At 65.5% G+C, this 20,126-nt stretch carries 16 protein-coding genes; 8 read left to right on the top strand and 8 right to left on the bottom strand.

Annotated features, from left to right (window positions below):
• The first annotated feature begins 377 nt into the window (after nt 1-377).
• From P0Y59_12850 to P0Y59_12840, 3 genes are read left to right on the top strand one after another with little or no spacing between them, the layout of a single operon-like run.
• Entirely contained in the window at nt 378-3,335 is a 2,958-nt protein-coding gene (locus P0Y59_12850; protein ID WEJ97856.1) for an isoleucine--tRNA ligase, read from the top strand.
• Nucleotides 3,332-3,850 carry a signal peptidase II gene (lspA, locus tag P0Y59_12845; protein ID WEJ97855.1) on the top strand — a complete coding sequence of 173 codons (519 nt, stop codon included), beginning with the start codon at nt 3,332-3,334 and terminating at the stop codon, nt 3,848-3,850. The genes P0Y59_12850 and lspA overlap by 4 nt, the downstream gene beginning before the upstream one ends.
• Nucleotides 3,843-4,259, top strand: a complete 417-nt coding sequence (locus P0Y59_12840) for a DUF3035 domain-containing protein (GenBank protein ID WEJ97854.1) — start codon at nt 3,843-3,845, stop codon at nt 4,257-4,259. Before lspA ends, P0Y59_12840 begins: the two co-directional genes overlap by 8 nt.
• 558 nt (nt 4,260-4,817) lie before the next feature.
• On the opposite strand, the gene P0Y59_12835 is transcribed toward P0Y59_12840, so the two are convergent.
• The 4 genes from P0Y59_12835 to sseA all read right to left on the bottom strand — a co-directional run bounded on the left by P0Y59_12835 (nt 4,818) and on the right by sseA (nt 9,098).
• Complete coding sequence (locus P0Y59_12835) at nt 4,818-5,582, bottom strand: TorF family putative porin (protein WEJ97853.1); 765 nt, start codon at nt 5,580-5,582, stop codon at nt 4,818-4,820.
• A gap of 203 nt (nt 5,583-5,785) precedes the next feature.
• Entirely contained in the window at nt 5,786-7,072 is a 1,287-nt protein-coding gene (locus P0Y59_12830) for a mechanosensitive ion channel (GenBank protein WEJ97852.1), read from the bottom strand.
• Nucleotides 7,069-8,304 carry a cystathionine beta-lyase gene (gene metC / locus P0Y59_12825; protein WEJ97851.1) on the bottom strand — a complete coding sequence of 412 codons (1,236 nt, stop codon included), beginning with the start codon at nt 8,302-8,304 and terminating at the stop codon, nt 7,069-7,071. Before metC ends, P0Y59_12830 begins: the two co-directional genes overlap by 4 nt.
• On the bottom strand, nt 8,259-9,098 hold the full coding sequence (sseA, locus tag P0Y59_12820; GenBank protein WEJ97850.1) for a 3-mercaptopyruvate sulfurtransferase: 840 nt from the start codon (nt 9,096-9,098) through the stop codon (nt 8,259-8,261). The genes metC and sseA overlap by 46 nt, the downstream gene beginning before the upstream one ends.
• Nucleotides 9,099-9,228: 130 nt before the next feature.
• Between sseA and queF the strand changes: the two genes are divergently transcribed.
• From queF to P0Y59_12805, 3 genes are all read left to right on the top strand, one after another.
• On the top strand, nt 9,229-9,675 hold the full coding sequence (gene queF / locus P0Y59_12815) for a preQ(1) synthase (protein ID WEJ97849.1): 447 nt from the start codon (nt 9,229-9,231) through the stop codon (nt 9,673-9,675).
• A gap of 144 nt (nt 9,676-9,819) precedes the next feature.
• Nucleotides 9,820-12,090: a glycosyltransferase family 4 protein gene (locus tag P0Y59_12810; protein ID WEJ97848.1), complete on the top strand. Its 2,271-nt coding sequence runs from the start codon at nt 9,820-9,822 to the stop codon at nt 12,088-12,090.
• 46 nt (nt 12,091-12,136) lie between these two features.
• A complete protein-coding gene (locus tag P0Y59_12805; protein ID WEJ97847.1) occupies nt 12,137-13,414 on the top strand; it encodes a glycoside hydrolase family 130 protein in 1,278 nt (425 codons plus the stop codon).
• 40 nt (nt 13,415-13,454) lie between these two features.
• Here the strand turns inward: P0Y59_12805 and P0Y59_12800 are convergent, their stop codons facing one another.
• Nucleotides 13,455-15,404, bottom strand: a complete 1,950-nt coding sequence (locus P0Y59_12800) for an oligopeptide transporter, OPT family (GenBank protein WEJ97846.1) — start codon at nt 15,402-15,404, stop codon at nt 13,455-13,457.
• 71 nt (nt 15,405-15,475) lie between these two features.
• Entirely contained in the window at nt 15,476-15,892 is a 417-nt protein-coding gene (locus P0Y59_12795; protein ID WEJ97845.1) for a hypothetical protein, read from the bottom strand.
• A gap of 126 nt (nt 15,893-16,018) precedes the next feature.
• On the opposite strand from P0Y59_12795, the gene P0Y59_12790 reads away from it, so the two are divergent.
• A complete protein-coding gene (locus P0Y59_12790) occupies nt 16,019-16,456 on the top strand; it encodes a MarR family winged helix-turn-helix transcriptional regulator (GenBank protein WEJ97844.1) in 438 nt (145 codons plus the stop codon).
• 16 nt (nt 16,457-16,472) lie between these two features.
• Nucleotides 16,473-17,741, top strand: a complete 1,269-nt coding sequence (locus P0Y59_12785) for an MFS transporter (protein WEJ97843.1) — start codon at nt 16,473-16,475, stop codon at nt 17,739-17,741.
• 21 nt (nt 17,742-17,762) lie between these two features.
• Here the strand turns inward: P0Y59_12785 and P0Y59_12780 are convergent, their stop codons facing one another.
• Both P0Y59_12780 and P0Y59_12775 read right to left on the bottom strand, forming a co-directional pair.
• The gene (locus P0Y59_12780; protein ID WEJ97842.1) at nt 17,763-18,980 is read right to left on the bottom strand and encodes a M20 family metallopeptidase; all 1,218 of its coding nucleotides are present in this window, start codon (nt 18,978-18,980) and stop codon (nt 17,763-17,765) included.
• Between the two features lie 57 nt (nt 18,981-19,037).
• Nucleotides 19,038-20,054, bottom strand: a complete 1,017-nt coding sequence (locus P0Y59_12775) for a phytase (GenBank protein ID WEJ97841.1) — start codon at nt 20,052-20,054, stop codon at nt 19,038-19,040.
• Nucleotides 20,055-20,126 lie beyond the last annotated feature (72 nt).

Below are 20,126 nucleotides of genomic sequence, written 5' to 3'. Positions count from 1 at the left end.
AGGGCCGTTCGGCATCAAGCCGGGCTCAAGTACAGCGTGAAGAAAATCCGATACCCCTCGCGAAATTATTACTTGCCGGTCTCAATGATGCCTGCGGGGTTGCGCGGCTATGGCGAGATGATCGTTCGGCGGATAAGGTCGGTAGAGTCGGATGGTCATGAAAAGATTCTGCGGGGTACAAATAACGATCGATTTCAGTCCCTCTCGCGGGTGGGTCGCGAAATTCCATCGTTACTTGGAGTGATACGCTCCGCTTTCTTACAGAAACCTGTGTCGCGCCTCCGCAATACTTCCGATCCAACGCTGCATCATGGCGCCGCCTCCATGCGGCGCGGGTCTTTCAACCCATCACCCTCTCGTCTAAAGCCCGCTGACTCATGACCGAAGCATCCGACACGCAGCGCGACTATCGCGACACCGTCTTCCTCCCGAAGACCGATTTCCCCATGAAGGCAGGCCTCGCCCAGAAGGAGCCCGCCATTCTGGAGCGCTGGGCGAAGCTCGGCCTGTACGATCGCCTCCGCGAGCAGCGCAAGGGACGCGAGCGCTTCATCCTGCATGACGGCCCGCCCTACGCCAATGGCGACATCCATATGGGCCATGCGATGAACAAGGTGCTGAAGGACATCATCGTCCGCAGCCAGTCCCTGCTCGGCAAGGACGCGCCCTATGTGCCCGGCTGGGATTGCCATGGCCTGCCGATCGAATGGAAGGTCGAGGAAGCCTATCGCGCCAAGAAGCTCGACAAGGATCAGGTGCCGGTCGCCCAGTTCCGCGCCGAATGCCGCGCCTATGCCGAAAAATGGGTCGCGGTGCAGCGCGTCCAGTTCGAGCGGCTCGGGGTGATGGGCGACTGGGAGGACCCGTACCTCACCATGAAGTTCGACGCCGAGGCGGCGATCGTCAACGAGCTGCTCAAGTTCGCCGAGAGCGGCCAGCTCTATCGCGGCGCGAAGCCGGTGATGTGGTCGCCCGTGGAGAAGACCGCGCTGGCCGAGGCCGAGGTGGAATATGAAGATGTGGTGTCGACCCAGATCGACGTCGCGTTCGAGATCACCGAAGCACCGAACGCGCCTCAGCTGGTCGGTGCTCATGCGGTGATCTGGACGACCACGCCGTGGACGATCCCGGTGAACCAGGCGCTGAGCTATGGGCCTGAGATCGAGTACGCTCTCGTCGAGCCGATGTTTATGGGCGGGACGGAGGCCGTCTGGGAGCATCTGCTTCACCTCCCGCAGTTCAAGGGCTGGTTTTCCAAGCCACTGGTTATTGCTGCCGAGCTAGTCGATTCATTCAAGAAGCGAGTCGATGCGGTGTTGAAGTCTGTCGACCTCAGCGCATTTGACTCGCCTCGCGTCGACTTCGACTTCGAGTGGGGCCCGGAAACGATTTTCAAAGGCGCGAAGCTGGAAGGCGCCGTAGCCCGACACCCGATGCACAAGCTCGGCGGTTTCTTCGCCAAACCGCGTCCGTTCCTGCCTGGCGACTTCGTCACCACCGACGCCGGTACAGGCCTGGTCCATATGGCCCCGGACCATGGCGAGGACGATTTCCTGCTGTGCAAGGCGCACGGCATCGATCCGGTCTTCGCGGTCGATGGCGCGGGCATGTACCGGCCCGACTGGCTGTGGCTGGGCGGGCAGGGCAGCGTCATCAACAAGAAGTTCGTCGCGTCGGACGGGCCGATCTGCACGGACCTGCGCGAGGCGGGCGCCTTGCTCGCCGCGTCGGACGATTTCGCGCACAGCTATCCGCATAGCTGGCGGTCGAAGGCGAAGGTGATCTTCCGCGCGACGCCGCAATGGTTCATCCCGATGGACGAGATCAAGCAGGACCTCGCCGTGGCCGAGCCGGTCGACCTTGGTGCCGATGTCGGTTTCGCGCCGATGCTCGGTCACGGTGTCGGCAATGCGCCGACCTTGCGTGAGATCGCGCTCGACGCGATCGAGCGGACCCGCTGGATCCCGGCGCGCAGCCAGAACCGCATCCGCTCGATGGTCGAGCAGCGCCCCGACTGGGTGATCAGCCGCCAGCGCGCCTGGGGCGTGCCGATCGCGCTCTATGTCAGCCGTGCGACCGGTGACTATCTCAACGATCCGGCGGTCAATGCCCGCATCGTCGCGGCGTTCAAGGCGGGCGGGGCTGACGCGTGGTTCTCGGCCGACCATCAGGCTTTGCTCGGCGAGAAATACCGCGCCGGGGATTATGAGGTCATCACCGACATCCTCGACGTGTGGTTCGATTCGGGATCGACCCATGCGTTCGTGATCGAGCAGCGCTATGGCGAGGGCGTTCGCGCCAATCTCTATCTCGAAGGGTCCGACCAGCATCGCGGCTGGTTCCAGTCGTCGCTGCTCGAAAGCGCCGGCACGCGCGGCCGTGCGCCCTATGATGCCGTGCTGACTCATGGCTTCGCCCTGGACGGGCAGGGCAAGAAGATGTCGAAGAGTCTCAAGAACGTCGTCGATCCGCTCAAGATCATCGACGAATCCGGTGCCGACATCCTGCGCATGTGGGCTGCCTCGACCGACTATTTCGACGATGTGAAGATCGGCAAGGAAGTGCTCGGCACGGCGTCCGATGCCTATCGCAAGCTGCGCAACACCTTCCGCTACCTGCTCGGTGCGCTCGACGGGTTCAGCGACGCGGAGAAGGTCGATACGCGGCACATGCCCGAGCTGGAGCTGTACGTGCTTCACCTGCTCGGGCGGCTCGATGTAGAGCTGAAGGCGGCGGCGGAGAATTTCGAGTTCAATCGCTATCTGCGGCTGCTCACGGATTTCGCGCAGGAAGACCTGTCGGCCTTCTTCTTCGATATCCGCAAGGACAGCCTTTATTGCGACGCGCCGGACGACGCCAGGCGCCGCGCCTATCGCACCGTGCTCGACATCCTGTTCCACGCGCTGGTCCGCTATGCCGCGCCGATCATCTGTTTCACGGCGGAAGAAGTGTGGCAGGCGCGCTTCCCCGATGACGCGGGCTCGGTCCATTTCCTCGAATGGCCCGTGTTGCCCGCGCTGCCGGGTGACGACGCGGTCGCGACCGTCTGGGCCGATGTACGGACGCTGCGTGCGCAGGTGACCGAGGCGATCGAGCCGTTGCGCCGTGACAAGATCGTGCGGTCCAGCCTCGAGGCGGAGGTGACCGTGCCGAAATCGCCCCTGTCGAACGAGGCGCTGGCCGAACTGTTCATCGTGGCGAAGGTGACGACCGGCGACAGCGTGTCGGTCACCCGTACCGCGTTCCACAAATGCGGCCGTTGCTGGCGCCATCTGCCCGACGTCGCGGAGGATGGCGCGCTGGACGATCGTTGCGCAAAGGTCGTCTCGGAATGAAGAAGCTTCCCGTCCTCGGCCTTGCCACCGGCGCTGCCCTGTTCGTCGTCGACCAGGCGACCAAATATGGCATTACCGACGTGCTTGGCCTGAACGAATCCAGCCTGGGGCGGGAGATCACGTCGTTCTTCACCCTGCGCTTCGTCGCCAATCGCGGCGTGTCGCTCGGCCTGCTTCATGCTGATACCGAGGCGATGCGCTGGGGCCTGGTCGCGCTGACCGCGGCGATCGCGGTCGGCGTGCTGGTGTGGATGCTGCGCGAGCCGAACCGGCAGGACCAGGTCGCGCTCGGCTTCGTGCTCGGCGGCGCCATCGGCAATATCCTGGATCGGGTGCGCTACGGCTATGTCGTGGACTTCGCCGATTTCCACATCGGGGCGTGGCGGCCTTTTTTGGTCTTCAATGTCGCCGACGCGGCGATTACGATAGGGGTGCTCATCCTGCTTGTGCGGGCGCTCCTGGTGCGCGACAAGCCACGGGCAGGGCGAGATCCAGTGGAGAATATGAATGCGTAAGTTGGTGTCGATCGCAACCGGGCTCGGCCTGGCCGTCCTGCTCGCCGGTTGCGGCCATAGCGGCATGGACCGTGCCCGCCCCGACGAGTTCGCCGTCGCGCGTCAGGCGCCGCTGGTGATCCCGCCCGATTTCTCGCTGCGCCCGCCCCAGCCCGGCGCCGCGCGCGCCAATGACGTGAGCCCGAACGCCCAGGCGCTCGACGCGCTGTTCGGCGGCAAGTCGGCACGCAGCGCCTCGGAGAGCGCGACGATCGACGCCGCCGGTTCCGAGAGCGCCGATCCGGGTATCCGCTCGGCCGTCGGCGACCCCGGCACCGCCGTGGTCGACAAGGGCTCGACCACGCGCGACATCGTCGCCGCCCCCGAAGGCGACGGCCAGGACGCCCGCACCGCCACGCCGAATCCCTGACCTGCTATTCTCCCCTCCCGGAAGCGGGAGGGGGCGAGAGGCTTGTTGGACACGCCTGAAGCAGACCGGCGCTTCGGGCCCGCGAACTGCGCGCAACGCGACGGATGCCGTGCGCTGATCGTTGAAGTCGATAGCGGCCAGCATGATTCAACTGCCTTGGCGGATGAGGCAGGAATCAGGCACTTCGAAGCGCAGGGCTTCCAAGGTATCCGCTTCTGGAACAATCGGGTTCCGGGGCAGGCCGAGGGTGTAGTGGGGAAAACCGGGCGGGCTCTTGCGGACAGGTCCTATCCTTGCCCTCCCGACGCTCTTCGCCGTCATCCCGTTGTCGTTCGTGCTGCTGCTGGCTGCACCCGGGCACCCCGTTCGACACCCAATGTACGGCGTCACGATCGCTTGGAGCATCAGCACAGAACCAGAGCCATCACCGTTCGTCCCGAGCGCCATCGAGCCTGTCGAGATGGCGTATCGAGGGACAGGCATCTCGCACGTCACCTGTGCGTCGATACGCGCCCTCGATACGGCTGCCCGGTCGCTACTCGACACGAACGGCTATGGTCAGAAGCTGACGCCGATCGAGCCGACCACGCCGGCCTTGCTGGCGTTCTTGCCGGTCGGGGTGATGAAGTCACCGTCGGTATCGACATATTGCACGCCGAAGGTCAGCGCCTTGTAGGTCAGCGTCGCGCCGAGGCCCCAGTCGGTATATTCCTTGCCGATCGACAGCCAGCTCGGACCGAAGGTGTGGCCGAGATGGCCGGTCAGGCCGATCGGCGTGCCGGGGATCGCGGCCGACAGATCGCCGGCGAGATAGAGATTGTCCTGCTTCGGGCCGATCTGGTCGAGCGACAGGGCCTTCTGCTTCGGCGCATAGTTCGCCGTTGCCTTGGCCGTGACCGGGCCGAAAGTGTGCGCGACCGAGACATAGGGCTCGATGAAGTCGGACGAAACGACGCTGCCGGCCAGTTTCGTCTTCGGATAGACGTAATAGAGCGCGCCGATGTCGAAGGTTGTGCCGTTCCAGGTCTTCTTGAAGCCGGCGATCAGATCGAGCTCCTGCGCGGCGTTGCCCGCTGCGGTCACATAGCCGCTGACCGAGGAACCCCATGCGGAGACATAGAAGCCCGATTCATGACTGACCGTGATGCCGCCCTGAACGGCGATGTTCTTGTCCGTCTGCGAGATGCCGCGGAAGCGGTAGTCGGTCACGACGGTGGCGCTGCCGTTGATGGTGATCGGCGGCGGCGGCGCGGTTTCGTCCGCAAAGGCCGGCGTGGCGGAGACGAGCGTCAGCGCGCTGAGGCTGATCATGGAAAAGCGCATGGGTGTCCCTTTCAATATGTAAACCGGGCCCCAGCCTGCGTGCCGACGGACAAGGCATCTGTGATGGGCCGTGCAACGACCCCGTGCCAATGTTTCCGTTCGGTAAGGAAAGATTGCCGAAGCGCGCTGCAGTGCACAACATAATTCTCTGGCACGCCCGCTGGTTTGCGGAGCATGTTGCACCTGCGCAACAGTGGCTGGCTTCAGGGCAACGGAGGTGCGGGGGGCTCGTCGCGGCTGATATGGATCTGGCGCTGAGGATAGGGGATCTGGATCCCATGCTCCTTGAACAGCCACCAGAGCCGGTTGAGTACGTCCGACCGGACATTGCCGACCCCGCTTTCCGGATCGCTGATCCAGGCGAGAATCTCATGTTCGACGCCGCTTCCGCCGAAAGCGGTCAGCCAGACGTTCGACCTGGGGCTGTTGAGCACGCGCGGGCTCTCGGTCGCGGCGCGCAGCATCAGCTCCTGGGCGAGCTTCAGGTCGCAACCATAGCCAATCGTCACCGGAATCCGCACCCGCACGTTGCGATCGGTATAGGACCAGTTCTCGACCTCGTTGGTCATGAGGTTCTCGTTGGGGATCAGATGCTCCTTGCCGTCGCGGGTCAGCACGGAGACGGCGCGGATGCCGATCCGGTTCACCCAGCCGAAGCTTTCCCCGACGACGATCACGTCGCCCGGCTTGATCGACCGGTCCATCAGCAGGATGATCCCGGCAATCAGGTTGCCGATCGTCTTCTGCAGGCCGAAGCCGACCGCCAGGCCGAACGCGCCGGAGAAGACGGCGAAGGCGGTGAGATCGATATCGAGCAGGTCGATCCCGACGAAGAAGGCGAGGGTGACGACCGCGATGGCGGAAAGCTTCTGCGCCAGCAGCTTCTGCGTGGCGTCCATCCCGCGCGCGCCGGCAATCCAGTGGCCCGTCGCGCGATTGACCAGGCGTGCCGCGGCGAACAGCGCGGTCGCCGTGACCAGGATGATGATCAGCGCGAGCAGCGAGAAGCGGCGCTTGCCGATGTCGAAGCCGATGCGGTCCAGCGTATCGGTGATCGGCTCAAGCCCGCCCACCGCATGGCTGAAGATGGCGACGAACAGGATCGCGGCGACCGTCCATGCCATCCAGCGCGGAATGCCGAGCCCGCGGAGGAGCGAGACGCTGGTGAGCCCGACCGCCGCCCCGAGCGCCAGGCCGATCGGTATCCCGGCCAGCGGCGGCCAGGGCACGGCGTTGAGGAGGATGGCGAGCAGCAGGACGGCGGTACCGTGCCGGATGATACGATGCAGCCTGCCCCCGACGCCTTCGGCATGAGTGCCGAGGCGCTGTTTCCATTCGCGTTCGGCGGCGGGGCCGAGGAACCGGCCCGCGACTACGCCGCATGCGAGCGCTAGAAGTACCAACCCGCCGGCGATGGCCGCCTCGACCAGCATGGTTTGCGAAATGGTCGCCAGCCCCTGTGCTTGCAGCCAGGCGGCGACCGGCTTCACGCGAGCGTTGCCCTGAAGCGTTCGAGTCCCGCTGCGAGATCGCGGATCAAATCGTCCGGGTCCTCGATGCCGATCTGCAATCGCACCAGCAGCCCGTCGTCATGCCGTTTCGTGGCGGTGCGATAGCGCGCGGGATCGACCGGCAGCGCCAGGCTCTCGAAGCCGCCCCAGCTATAGCCGATGCCGAAATGTTCGAGTCCGTCGATCAGCGCAGCGCGCGCTTCTTCGGTCGCGTCCTTCAGGGTGAAAGAGAACAAGCCGGACGATCCCTTGAAATCACGCAGGAAAGTCTCGTGGCCGGGGCAGTCCGGCAAGGCGGGGTGGAACACGGCCGAAACCTCGGGCTGGTCCTTCAGCCACCTGGCGATCGTCAGCGCGCTCGACTGGTGCTGGGCGAGGCGGATCGCCAGCGTTCGCAGGCCGCGCGAGCCGAGCCAGCAATCGTCAGGGCTGGCGAACTGGCCGAGCTGGAAGCTCGTGTCGCGCAGCCGGGCGAAATGACCCGGTGCGGCGGTGACCGATCCGAGCATCACGTCCGAATGGCCGACGATATATTTGGTGCAGGCAAGGATGGTCAGGTCGACACCGCGCTCGATCGCGGGGAAGAACAGGGGCGTTGCCCAGGTATTGTCGAGCAGGGTGACGATCCCGCGCGCCTTGGCGGCGGCGACGATTGCCGGGACATCCTGCACCTCGAAGGTCAGGCTGCCCGGACTTTCCATGAAGATGGCGCGCGTGGCATCGCCGATCAGGTCGGCGATGCCGGCGCCGATCAGCGGATCGTAGAAGCGCGTGGCGATGCCCATCCGCTTGAGCAGCCCGGTCCCCATCGAGCGGGTGGGATCATAGGCGGTGTCGGGCAGCAGCAGTTCGTCGCCCGGCGACAGCACCGACAGCAGAGCCGCCGCGATCGCCGCGACGCCGGAAGGGTAGAGGAACGTTGCCTCCGCCCCCGGCTCGAGCTCGGTCAGCGCGTCGGCCAGCGACCATTGAGTCGGCGTGCCGCGCCGGCCGTAGAACAGCCGGTGATGCGTGTCGCGCCCACCGGCCGCGCGCAGTTCGGCGACCGAATCGTAGAGGATCGTCGAGGCCCGCCACACCGGCGGGTTGACGATCCCCTGAGTCCATTCGGCCCGTCGGCCCGCGGAGACGACGCGGGTAGCGTCGCCCTTGGGCTCCTTGTCGCTCACGCGGCCCCCGTCGCCTTTGGCGTCGAGCGATCGGCACCCCATTCCGACCAGCTTCCGTCATACAACGCCGCCTCGTTGCCGAGGAGATGCGCGCCGAACGACAATACCGCAGCGGTGATGCCCGATCCGCAGGTGGTGACGAGCGGCTTGGCGAGATCGACGCCCGCTGCCTCGAACTCGGCCTTCAGCGCTTCGCCTTGCTTCCAGGTGCCGTCGGCGTTGAACAGTCTGCCCTGGGGCAGGTTCTTCGACCCGGGGATGTGGCCGGCATGGGTCGCAGGACGGGGATCGGGCTCCTCGCCGGTGAAGCGCGCGGCGGAACGGGCGTCGAGCACCTGCTCCGCGCCGCTGTCGATGTTCGACTTCATCTGGTCGAGCGTGCGCACGCCCTTGTCGTCGGCCCACACGGTGAAGTGGCGGTGGCGCAGCGTTTCCTTGCCGCTCTTCGTCTCGCGACCTTCGGCCTGCCATTTGGCGAAGCCGCCGTCGAGGATGGCGACGTCATGCGCGCCGAAGGTGCGCAGCATCCACCAGGCGCGCGCCGCGGTATGATAGGGCGAGTTGTCGTAGAGCACGATGCGGCTGCCGTCGCCAAGGCCAAGCGATTGCATGCGGCTCGCGAATTTCTCGGGCGAGGGCAGCATCGACGGCAGGGTGGTATTGGTGTCGGCCAGTTCGGCCAGGTCCATGAACACCGCGCCCGGGATGTGCGCCGCCTCATATTCAGCGGCCGGATCGCGCTTGTCGCCGGCCAGCACATAGGTCGCATCGACGATGCGCAGATCGTTCGCGCCAAGCTCCCCTGCGAGCCATTCGGTCGTTACCAGCGAGTCCATGTGCATGCTCCTTGTTTGTCGCTCTTTTCCCTAGCCACCGGCGATGGCGGCGTCGAGACGATCGCGGAACGATTGATGCGCGACATGGTGCCGCGTTTCAATTTGCCGCATCGCATCCTAAATACGCGCCATGACGATCAAACATCTCGGCCAGGCCAGCGCATTGCCCTCTTCTCCCGAAGAGGCGGTGCTTGACTATGTGCCCAATCCGCGCCCCGGCAGACCCTATCTGGTGCGTTTCACCGCGCCCGAATTCACCTCGCTCTGTCCCGTGACGGCGCAGCCCGATTTCGCGCATCTGGTGATCGACTATGCACCGGGCGGGACGATCGTGGAATCCAAGTCGCTGAAACTGTTCCTCGGCAGCTTCCGGAACCACCAGGCATTCCACGAGGACTGCACCGTCGGGATCGGGGAACGGCTGACCGCCGAGATGAACCCGGTGTGGCTGCGAATCGGCGGCTATTGGTATCCGCGCGGCGGTATCCCGATCGATGTCTTCTGGCAGTCCGGCCCGCCGCCGGAGGGTCTCTGGCTGCCCTCGCAGGACGTTCCAGGCTATCGTGGCAGGGGGTGAGCCGTTCATTTCGGCTTAATCTTGACCTAGATCAGCGCGAATCTCTTGTTGCGCCGCAGCATTACTGCAACCATATTGAAACTTGGCCGTTCGTGGGAGGCAAATTCGGGGCTCCCAGCCTCGGTTCACAAGAGGTTTCAATCGATGGTTCTTTCGGAAAAGGCAGTGACCCCGATCGATCACCTGGCATTGATCGGTAATTTCCTGCCCCGGAAATGCGGCCTTGCAACATATACTACCGACACGTTCACCGCGTTGAAGGGCCGATTCCCTGATCTGAAGATCGACGTCTATGCGATGGACGATCACCCCGGCCGTTACGATTACCCGCCCGAAGTGACCGCGAGCATCCCGGAACAGGACCGCCTCGCCTATATCGATGCCGCGCGCGCGATCGAACGCAGCGGGGCGCAGGCGCTCTGGCTCCAGCACGAATATGGCATTTACGGCGGGCCGGCGGGCGAACATATTCTCGCCCTGCTCGACCGGGTGTCGATCCCGGTCATCGTCACGCTCCACACCATCCTCGAAAAGCCGAGCGCGGACGAGCGCCGAGTGATGGAAGGCCTGCTTCGTCGCGCGGCCAAAGTGGTGGTGATGGCGGAGCGCGGCCTGGAAATTCTCGACCGGGTGTATGGCGCGAGCCCGAAGTCGATCGTGATGATCCCGCACGGCGTGCCGGATCGGGCGCTTGTCGATCCCGAAACGCTGAAGGCGCAGTTCGGCTGGCAGGGCCGCAAGACGCTGCTGACCTTCGGCCTGCTCGCGCCCAACAAGGGCATCGAGACGATGATCGATGCGTTGCCGGCGATCGCGGCAGAGCACCCCGACGTGCTGTATGCAGTACTCGGAGCGACTCACCCGAACCTCGTCGCGCACGAGGGCGAAGCGTATCGCGACCGGCTGAAGGCATTGGCGGAGCATCACGGTGTCGCGGCGCATGTCGAGTTTATCGACGCGTTCCTCGAGCATAACGAGCTGATCGACTATCTGCAGGCGGCGGACATCTATGTGACGCCGTACAACAACCCGGCGCAGATCACCTCCGGCACGCTGTCCTATGCGGTCGGCGTCGGCAAGGCGGTCGTTTCCACGCCCTATGTCCATGCGACCGAAATACTGGCGGACGGGCACGGCGTGCTGGTCGATTTCGGCGACAGCGCCGCGTTCGCGCGCGAGATCAATGCCCTGTTGGGCAGCGACCGCAACCGGATCAAATTGTCCGAGCGCGCTTATGCGCGCGGCCGGACGATGATCTGGCCGCGCCTTGCCGAACTGGCGATGCGCGAGATCGTCGAGATGGTGGCGACCAAGCCGCGCCGGATCGCGACGAAGGTACGCTTGACGCCGCTTCAGCCCGATATCGCCGCGGTCGAGCGGATGAGCGATTCGACCGGCATGCTCCAGCATTCAATCTATTCGGTGCCGGATCGCCGCCATGGCTATTGCATCGACGACAATGTCCGCGCGCTGATGCTGATGACCGCGATCGACACGCTGGACGAGGGCGTGCGCGACAAGTGGATGACGGTCTATGCGTCGTTCGTCCAATATGCGTGGAACCCGGACAAGCGCCGTTTCCGCAACTTCATGAACTTCGATCGCACCTGGTGCGAGGAATATGGTTCCGAGGATTCGAACGGCCGCACGATCTGGGCGCTTGGCGTCACGGCGCGCCGCTCCACCCTCGCCAAGCATCGCGACTGGGCGGTGCGCCTGTTCGACGAGACGGCGTCGCTTGCCTTCGACCTGGGCAGCCCGCGCGCGCAAGCGTTCGCCATGCTAGGCGCGGCGGCGATGCTCGGTGCGCATCCGGGGCATGAACTGGCGCGCAACATCCTCGAACGTTTCTCCAACGACCTGCTCGCGCTGGTCGAGGAAGCGCGGCGGCCCGAATGGGAATGGTTCGAGATCGTGCTCGCCTATGACAATGCGCGGTTGCCCGAGGCGCTGATTCGCGCAGGCATGATGTTGGGTCGTGACGACCTGCTGAAATGCGGCCTGTCGACGCTCGGCTGGATCGTGGCGCAGCAGACCTCGCCGGAAGGCCGGTTCCGCGCGATCGGTACGGAGAGCTTCGGCCGCGCTTATGAAGAGCCGTTGCCGTTCGACCAGCAGCCGCTTGAGGCACAGGCGACGATTGACGCCTGCTCCGCCGCGTTCAGGGCGACCGGCGATGCGCGCTGGGTCGAGGAAGCGCAGCGGGCCTATCGCTGGTATCTCGGCCAGAACGATCTCGATCTGCCGCTTGCCACCGCGCAGGATGGCGGCTGTTTCGACGGGCTGATGCCGACCGGCCTGAACCGCAATCAGGGCGCCGAGTCGATTCTGGCGCTTCAATTGGCGTCTTGCGCCATTTCGGGGCTTTCAAAGCGGGCCGAAAGCATGGCAGGACCGGATCGCGCCGTCGCGTAGCCTCGCTCGGGACGTCGCCATGACGTCATTGGTGCGAGGCCCTCACGTGATCGAACTGTTCCACCACGCGCTTCGGCTGCATGCCGATCCCTCTCGTGTGGTGGTGCGCCCCTTCCATCTGGCATGGGCCGGCAATGGCGGCAGCCGTACCGAGCGGCTGGTGAAGGAAGTCATGGAGCTCGATACCGCGGCGACGCGGGCCGAGCTCGAGCTGGTGCTCAAGGATTTCGAGGCGCGCCACTGGCAGACGCGGCGCGTGTTCATGACCCGCTATGACGAGATCGAGGAGATGCTCGGGCTCGACGGCAGCGAGATCGGCGACGAGAAGCGCCAGTTGATCGGCGCCTATTTCTGCCACGAATACAGCTATGCCGCCGCCGCGCTGATGAACCCAAGCGCGGTGCCGCATTTCGACCAGACCGGCATGCCCGAAGGATCGCTGCGTATCCTGATGTCGCTGCGCGCGGTGGGCGAGGGGCATATCTCCTCGGTGGCGTTCCGCGAGGGAATCATCACCAGCCGGAACGAGCTGAAACTGGCGCCTGAGCCTCCCTTCGCCACCGCGACCGATGCGGTCGGGCAGGATGAGAAGGAACTGCCCGAGGGCGAGATCACCGTCTATCGCCACCGGGATTCGACTCTGTCGGGCACCGTGATCTTCCCGATCACCGCCGCGCAGTCAAAGGGGCTCGAGGACCTTCGCCTCGTCAAGTTCACGCATGACGACGGCTCGGCTGAATGGCTCGGCACCTATACCGCCTATAATGGCTCGGCGATCCAGTCAGAGCTGCTGCGGACCCGCGATTTCCGCGCGTTCGATCTGGTGCCGATGACTGGCCCCGCCTCGCGCAACAAGGGCATGGCCCTGTTCCCCCGCAAGATCGGCGGGCAATATATGATGATGGGACGGCAGGACGGCGAGAACCTGTTCCTGCTCAAGTCCGATACCCTCACCCATTGGGAAGAGGGTGAGAAGCTGTTGACGCCGCACTATCCGTGGGAACTGGTGCAGATCGGCAATTGCGGTCCGCCGATCGAGCTGGACGAAGGGTGGCTGATGCTGACTCACGGCGTCGGCGCGATGCGGAAATATTCGATCGGCGCAGTCCTGCTCGACAAGGACGATCCGTCGAAAGTGCTTGGCCGCACGCGGGAACCAATCCTGGCGGCGGCGCATGAGGATCGCGAGGGCTATGTGCCCAATGTGGTCTATAGCTGCGGCGCGATCCGGCACGGCGACAAGCTGTTCGTGCCCTATGGCGTGGCTGACAGCTCGGTGGCGTTCGCGTTCATCGAGATCAAGGCGCTGCTCGCCGCGATGTAGCAGGCGAAAACCCCTCCCCCGAAGGGGAGGGGAGTAGAGATCAGCGCGCCATCGACCTGGTCCGGCTGTAGAGTAGCCAGATCAGCCCGGCGAACGCCACGGGTGCCGCGACAGTCGCGATCGTTTCGAAGCCCGCACCGACCAGCGCGAGCGGCGCATCCTTGCCCGACGCGCCGACGATCCCCGCGAACGCCACGCCGAACAGGCTCTCGCCGACGATCAGGCCCGTCGCCGCCAGCACGCCCATGCGCTCGGCAAAGGCTGGGTTGGCGCTGCGCCTTGCCCATTTGTCGTAGAAATGACCAATGACCGCGCCGACCGGGATCAGCAGGGTCAGCGCCATCGGAAGATAGATGCCCATGCCGATGCCCAGCGGCGGAAGGCGCATCTTGCCGGCGCGGCCGAGCGCCTCGTCGAGGGCGATCACCAGCACGCCGATCCCGGCACCGACGCCGATCAGCCGCCAGTCGAGGTCGCCGCCCAGCACGCCCTTGGCAAGCGACGAGATCAGCGCGGCCTGGGGCGCCGCGAGGGCGGTGTCCTTGGCATTGGGCGCGCCCTGGAAAGTGAAGGCGGTGTTGAGCAGGTCGAGCACCAAGGGAATGACCAGCGAGCCGAAGATCACGCCCAGCACCAGTGCGAACTGCTGTTTCCATGGCGTCGCGCCGACGAGCTGGCCGGTCTTCAGGTCCTGGAGATTGTCGTTGGAGATGGTCGCGACGGAGAAGACGATCGCGGTGGTGAACAGGGCATAGGCGATCAGCGCGTTGGTGCGCGCGAGATCAGTGCTGTGGCCATAGATCGCGACGAGCAGCAACGAGGCGCCGAGCACGGCAAGGATGCCGACGCCCGAGACGGGGCTGTTCGACGCGCCGATCAGCCCGGCCATATAGCCGCACACCGCGGCGATCACGATGCCGATGACCAGGATATAGAGGATAGTGCCGGCGATCACCGCAAAGGCATGATCGTGGACCGGGCCGCCCGCGGAGAAGCTCCACAGCAGCCAGGCCATGGGCGGCAGGGTCGCGAGGATCGACAGGCCGACGATGCCGATCGGCAGGTCGCGCTCGGTCAGTTCCAGGATAGAGCCATCCTGGCGCGCGCGCGATGCGGCCATGGCCGAGCGGATGCCGCCGATGATCGGGCCGAGAATCTTGAGCAGAGTCCAGATCGCCGCGACGCCGATCGTGCCGGCGCCGATGAAGCGCGCCTTGAGACGGAATGCGGTGCCTACGACGGCATCGACCTCTCCCGTTATGCCGTGGGTGAGGTACGGCATCAGCCCGACCCAGGAGATGAGCATCCCGAAAAGCATCGCCGCGCCGACCGAGAGACCGACGAGATGGCCGACGCCGATCAACGCCATCGAAAAGCTGGTCGAGACTCCGGTCGCGCTGCCGCCGATCCGGAAGTTCTTTGCTGCTTCGCCTGCGACGAGCTTCATCGCGGCAAGCAGGGCGAACCCGGCCGACGCCACTGAACTGAGGATGATGACGCGCAAGCCCTTGGCATTCTCCTCGTCGCCATCGGCGGCCGCGCCGACCTTGAGCACCTCGGCCGCGGCGACGCCTTCGGGATAGGGCAGGTCGGATCCCGTCACGAGCGCGCGGCGCAGCGGCACCGAGAACATCACGCCCAATATGCCGCCCACCGCGCAGACCGCCACCGTCGTCCAATAGGGGAAGCCGGTCCACCAGCCGACCAGGATCAGGCCGGGCAGGACGAAGATGATCGCGGCCAGCGTGCCCGCGGCGCTCGCGATCGTCTGGACGATATTGTTCTCAAGGATGTTGGCATCCTTGAAGAAGCGCAGGATCGCCATGGAGATGACGGCGGCGGGGATCGAGGTGGCGAAGGTCAGCCCGACCTTGAGGCCGAGATAGACATTGGCGGCGGTGAACAGGACGGTGATGAGCCCGCCCAGGATGATGCCGCGAATGGTAAGCTCGGCGAGCGGGTGCGCGGCTGGAGTCGTTGATGCTTGCATCGGGTCATCTGGCATAACAGGGCGGGTCTGGGACAGTGGTTTCTACCGAGACCAGTCCGGAGGCGGAGTCCTCAGCGCGGCCCGTACCGCTTTTCGTACAGCCGGCCGCCAAGCCACACCGCCGGGAACGCCGTGATTGCCAGCGCGATCGGATACCATCGCGGGCCGAGATTCAGGTTCCAGCTCAGCAGCACCCCGGCGATCCCGCCCAGCGTACCGATCATCGCCAGGATGACCACATGCCGCATCCGCGCGCGTGGGGCGAGCCACGCGGTGACGAAGCCGCCGGCGACCGAGAAGAGGCAGCGATAGGCGAGGGCGAGGAGATTGTGCCACGGATTCCACATCGCACCGCGCGGAATGACCCCCGTTGAATGCATGACCTCGTCGGTGCCGGTATGAAGCATCACGATGAGGGCGAAGCCCACAAGCACAGCCACGAGGCTGCGGATATAGAGCCACAGGGCGACGGCTGGTCGATCGGTCATGTGGCAGTCCCCCGGCTAGTCGAGAGACAATGCCACAGTTGATGAAGGGTGGACAGGCCGCCGGGCCGCTCGTTCGCGCCGTTTGCCAGCATTGACCGATTTTCATGATGCATATACATCATCGCCGTGGCCCTTCCCGCTCTTTCCGATTCTCCTTGTGCCTGCACGTCGTTGCGCAAGGCCGCGCGGGCCGTGTCGCGGGTCTATGACGAGGCGTTGACCGGCACGGGCATGACGATCGCCCAATTCTCGGTGTTGCGACACACCGCGCGATGCGGGGACGTGTCGCTCAGCCGGCTGGCCGAGACGCTGGTGATGGACCGGACCTCGCTCTACCGGGCGCTGGCGCCGCTCGAGCGGCAAGGCTGGATCGAGATCGTGCAGGCGGGGCGAGGTCGCGCGCGAATCGCGTCGCTGACCGTCACGGGACGCGAGGCGATGGAGAGGGCGACTCTTCCATGGCGCGCGGCACAGGAACGATTGATCGGCCGGCTCGGCGCGGACGACTGGACGAGGCTCGAAACGCTGCTGCGCGACGTCGTCGACGTCGCCGGTCATGACTGATTTGCAAGGAACGAAGATGCGTCCAGTCCGCCTGTCCGGCCGATCCTTCCCCTATATCGTCGTCGGCGTGACCTTCTTCGCGCTGCTGATCTCCGCCGGGTTGCGGTCGGCGCCCGGCGTGATGATGGTCCCGCTGGAAATGCATTTCGGGTGGGACAGGGCGACCATCTCCTTCTCGGCGGCCGTCGGCATCTTCCTGTACGGGCTGGTCGGGCCGTTCGCTGCGGCGCTGATGATGTCGTTCGGCATCAAGCGGACGATGCTGGCCGGTTTGGCGATCATGTCGGCATCCACCCTGGCGAGCCTGTGGATGACCGAGCCCTGGCATTATGTCCTCACCTGGGGCGTGCTGTCCGGCGTCGGGAGCGGGGCGGTTGCCTCGGTGCTGGGCGCCGCCGTGGTCAATCGCTGGTTCGCGACGCGGCAGGGACTGGTGATGGGCATGCTGAGCGCGAGCACCGCGACCGGCGCGCTGATCTTCCTGCCGCTACTCGCCTGGCTTTCGCGCACTGGCGCGTGGCAGCCGGTAGCGATCGCGGTGGCCATCGCCAGCGCGGCGCTGGTCCCGTTCGTCCTGCTCTTCGTGCCCGAGCGACCGGAGGATGTCGGCACGCGGCGCTTCGGCGAGACCGAGGAGAGCGCGCCGCCGGCGCCGATGAAGCAGGCAGCGACCCCGATGCTCGCGTTCGACGCGCTGTTCCGCGCGGCGCGGACGCCGATCTTCTGGCTGTTGTTCGGCACTTTCTTCGTATGCGGGCTGACCACCAACGGGCTGGTCGGCACGCATATGATCGCCTTTTGCGGCGATCACGGCATCGCCCCGGTCGCGGCGGCGGGGCTGTTGTCGATGATGGGCCTGTTCGACCTGTTCGGCACGACTGCGTCGGGCTGGCTGACCGACCGTTACGATCCGCGAAAGCTGCTTTGCGTTTATTACGGCCTTCGCGGCCTCTCGCTGCTCGCGCTGCCGTTCATCGATTTCGGCGCTGTGAGCCTGACGATCTTCGCGATCTTCTACGGGCTCGACTGGATCGCGACCGTGCCGCCGACGGTGAAGCTGACCAACATGTCGTTCGGGGAGCGCGACGCGCCGATCGTGTTCGGCTGGATCCTGGTCGGGCACCAGATCGGCGCCGCGACCGCCGCCTTCGGTGCCGGCGTGATCCGTGAGCAGACCGGCAGCTATCTGCCAGCCTTCCTCATCTCGGGCGGGTTTGCCGTAGCGGCCTCAGTCCTGATCGTCGCGACCGGATTCGCGGGCCGGCGGGTCGCCACGCCGGCCTGACGTCATCCGCCGGAAGGCCCTTCAGTCAAGACCGTTGTCGAGGAACCGTTCCGCCACGGCGCAATGGATCGCCACGCCGCGCGCCATCACTTCTTCCTCGATCGTCATGCGCGTATTGTGGAGCGGCGGGTTGGTGGCAGGATCGCTGCCCTTCGGCGCGACACCGATAAAGGCCATCGCGCCGGGAATCTCACGCAAGACATAGGAGAAATCCTCCCCGCCCATGATCGGGGAGGGCATGGTCCGCCATGCCGCCTCGCCGCCCAGATCCTCCGCCACGCCGCGCATCAGGGATAGCGCGCGGGGATCGTTCATCGTCACCGGATAGCCGTCGTCGATCACCACTTCGGCGGTGCAGCCATGGGCGATCGCGATATGCTCGGCGATGCGGGTCAGACCCTCGCGCGCCTTGGCGCGGACCGTGTTGGACAGGGTGCGCAGCGTGCCCTTCAGCTTCACCTCGTCCGGGACGATGTTGTAGGCCGATCCAGCGTTGATCTGGGTGATCGACAGAACCGCCGGATCGGTGACCGGAATCTGGCGCGCGACGAAGGCGCTCAGCGCGGTGACGATCTCGCAGGCGACCGGAATCGGATCGATCCCGTCATGCGGCATCGCCGCATGGCCGCCGCGCCCGTGCACCGTGATGTTGAGCGCGTCGGTCGAGGCGAGCAGGGCGCCGGGCCGGCTCCACATGACGCCAGCCGGGGCATTGGGCATGATGTGCAGCGCGAACGCCGCCTCAGGACGCGGTTCGTCGAGCAGGCCGTCCTCGATCATGAAGCGCGCGCCGTGATGGCCCTCCTCGCCCGGCTGGAACATGAAGACGACCGACCCGGACAGCCGGTCGCGCCGGGCGCAGAGCGCGCGGGCGGCACCGACCAGCATGGCGGTGTGGGCATCATGGCCACAGGCGTGCATCGCGCCCGGTACCCGGGAAGCGAAGGGCAGGCCGGTCTCTTCCTGCATCGGCAACGCATCCATGTCGCCGCGCAACAGCACGGTGCGGCCATTGTCGCGGCCGCCGCGCAGGATGGCGACGAAGCCGGTGGTCGAGGTTCCCTCGCGATAGTCGAGCGGCAGCCCTGCCAGCGCGGCCTTGATCTTCTCCGTCGTGCGCGGGCACTGGAGCCCGATCTCGGGGTCGGCATGGATCGCGCGGCGCAGCTCGACCACGTCGGCGAGCTCGGCCTCGGCGGCGGCGCCCCAATCCTGGTGAAGATCGAGAGTGGCGTCCATCGTTCGAGTCCTTTGCTGCGTTGCCGAAGGGCGAGCCTACGCCTGCGCTGCTGTCGCTTACAAGCCCAGTGCGCGCTTGATCTCGCCCCAGCGGACCAGTTTGAAATTCTGCGCGCGCGGTGCGTTCATGCCGTCTTGCGCGATCATGATGCCATCGGGGAAGGCCGGGCCGAAATCTCCGGTCGCGATCTCGATGCCGTCAGTCTCCTCGGTCGCGCCGAACGTGCCGGGGGCGATACGGAAACGACCGACATAGCTGTCGTCGGCGAGTCGATAGACGGCATAGGCATTGTCTCCCTGGCTCGAGACGACGAGATAGCCGGCACTGCCTTCCTTCGCGATGGCGACACCCTCGGCATCGGCGACGATCTGCTGGCCGTCGGCCGCGGCGATCTTCACCGGTTCGACCGGACCGTCGGGGCGGGCGTCGAAGCGCCACAGGCCGACATCTTCCTCGGCGACATAGAGCCGGCCGGTATCGGGATCGACCGCGCAGCCTTCGGACTGGGTGCCGAGCTTCATCGTGCGGACGATCTTTGCCTGGGGCGCCTTGCCCGCCAGGTCGAGCGCGAGCTGGCGGATCGTGCCGTCCTTGGCGACCATGAAGGCGTAGAGCGCGCCGGGGGTGCGATAGAGGCAGAGGCCATATGCCTCGCCGACGCCTGCCGGCACCTTGCCGAGCGCGGTGAGCTTGCCCGCCGTGCCGTCGAGCGCGAACAGCGCGACCTGCGCATTGGCGCGATCGCTCCGGTCGCTCGCCGCGACGACGATCCGGCCGCCATGTTCGGCGAGATCGACATTGTTGACCGCGCCCGCGTTGTTGAAGTCACGGACCTTGCCGTCGAGGCTATAGACATAGAGGCCGGCCTTCTTGTCGGTGCCGACGATCAGGCTCGCCGCCGGGTTTGCCGCGTTGCGCCAGATCGCGGGGTCGTCAGCCGCATCGGCATTGGCGGTGGCGACCGCTTCGGTCTCTCCGGATGCCTGAACGCTGACCACCGGAAGGGTTGATGGAGCCGGCTGAGGAACAGTCTGGGCGCAGGCGGTGCCACCAAATAGCAACATTAATGTCATTGAAATGTAACGAGTTTCGTACTTCCAAGTCATGTTTGGCTCCTACCGGCGGTTTCGAGGCGCCGTTCGCAC

Source organism: Candidatus Sphingomonas phytovorans (assembly GCA_029202385.1).
GTDB classification, from domain to species: domain Bacteria; phylum Pseudomonadota; class Alphaproteobacteria; order Sphingomonadales; family Sphingomonadaceae; genus Sphingomonas; species Sphingomonas phytovorans.
The sequence above is the reverse complement of the archived record's forward strand: the minus strand, read 5'-3'. Positions and strand labels throughout refer to the sequence as shown.

Excerpts from the sequence above, each read along its gene's own strand:
- P0Y59_12795 (WEJ97845.1), bottom strand. The coding sequence starts at position 15,892 with ATGACCGATCGACCAGCCGTCGCCCTGTGGCTCTATATCCGCAGCCTC.
- P0Y59_12850 (WEJ97856.1), top strand. The coding sequence starts at position 378 with ATGACCGAAGCATCCGACACGCAGCGCGACTATCGCGACACCGTCTTC.
- sseA (WEJ97850.1), bottom strand. The coding sequence starts at position 9,098 with ATGGACTCGCTGGTAACGACCGAATGGCTCGCAGGGGAGCTTGGCGCG.
- P0Y59_12780 (WEJ97842.1), bottom strand. The coding sequence starts at position 18,980 with ATGGACGCCACTCTCGATCTTCACCAGGATTGGGGCGCCGCCGCCGAG.
- queF (WEJ97849.1), top strand. The coding sequence starts at position 9,229 with ATGACGATCAAACATCTCGGCCAGGCCAGCGCATTGCCCTCTTCTCCC.
- P0Y59_12810 (WEJ97848.1), top strand. The coding sequence starts at position 9,820 with ATGGTTCTTTCGGAAAAGGCAGTGACCCCGATCGATCACCTGGCATTG.
- metC (WEJ97851.1), bottom strand. The coding sequence starts at position 8,304 with ATGGGGTGCCGATCGCTCGACGCCAAAGGCGACGGGGGCCGCGTGAGC.
- P0Y59_12835 (WEJ97853.1), bottom strand. The coding sequence starts at position 5,582 with ATGCGCTTTTCCATGATCAGCCTCAGCGCGCTGACGCTCGTCTCCGCC.
- P0Y59_12785 (WEJ97843.1), top strand. The coding sequence starts at position 16,473 with ATGCGTCCAGTCCGCCTGTCCGGCCGATCCTTCCCCTATATCGTCGTC.
- P0Y59_12775 (WEJ97841.1), bottom strand. The coding sequence starts at position 20,054 with ATGACATTAATGTTGCTATTTGGTGGCACCGCCTGCGCCCAGACTGTT.
- lspA (WEJ97855.1), top strand. The coding sequence starts at position 3,332 with ATGAAGAAGCTTCCCGTCCTCGGCCTTGCCACCGGCGCTGCCCTGTTC.
- P0Y59_12800 (WEJ97846.1), bottom strand. The coding sequence starts at position 15,404 with ATGCAAGCATCAACGACTCCAGCCGCGCACCCGCTCGCCGAGCTTACC.
- P0Y59_12840 (WEJ97854.1), top strand. The coding sequence starts at position 3,843 with ATGCGTAAGTTGGTGTCGATCGCAACCGGGCTCGGCCTGGCCGTCCTG.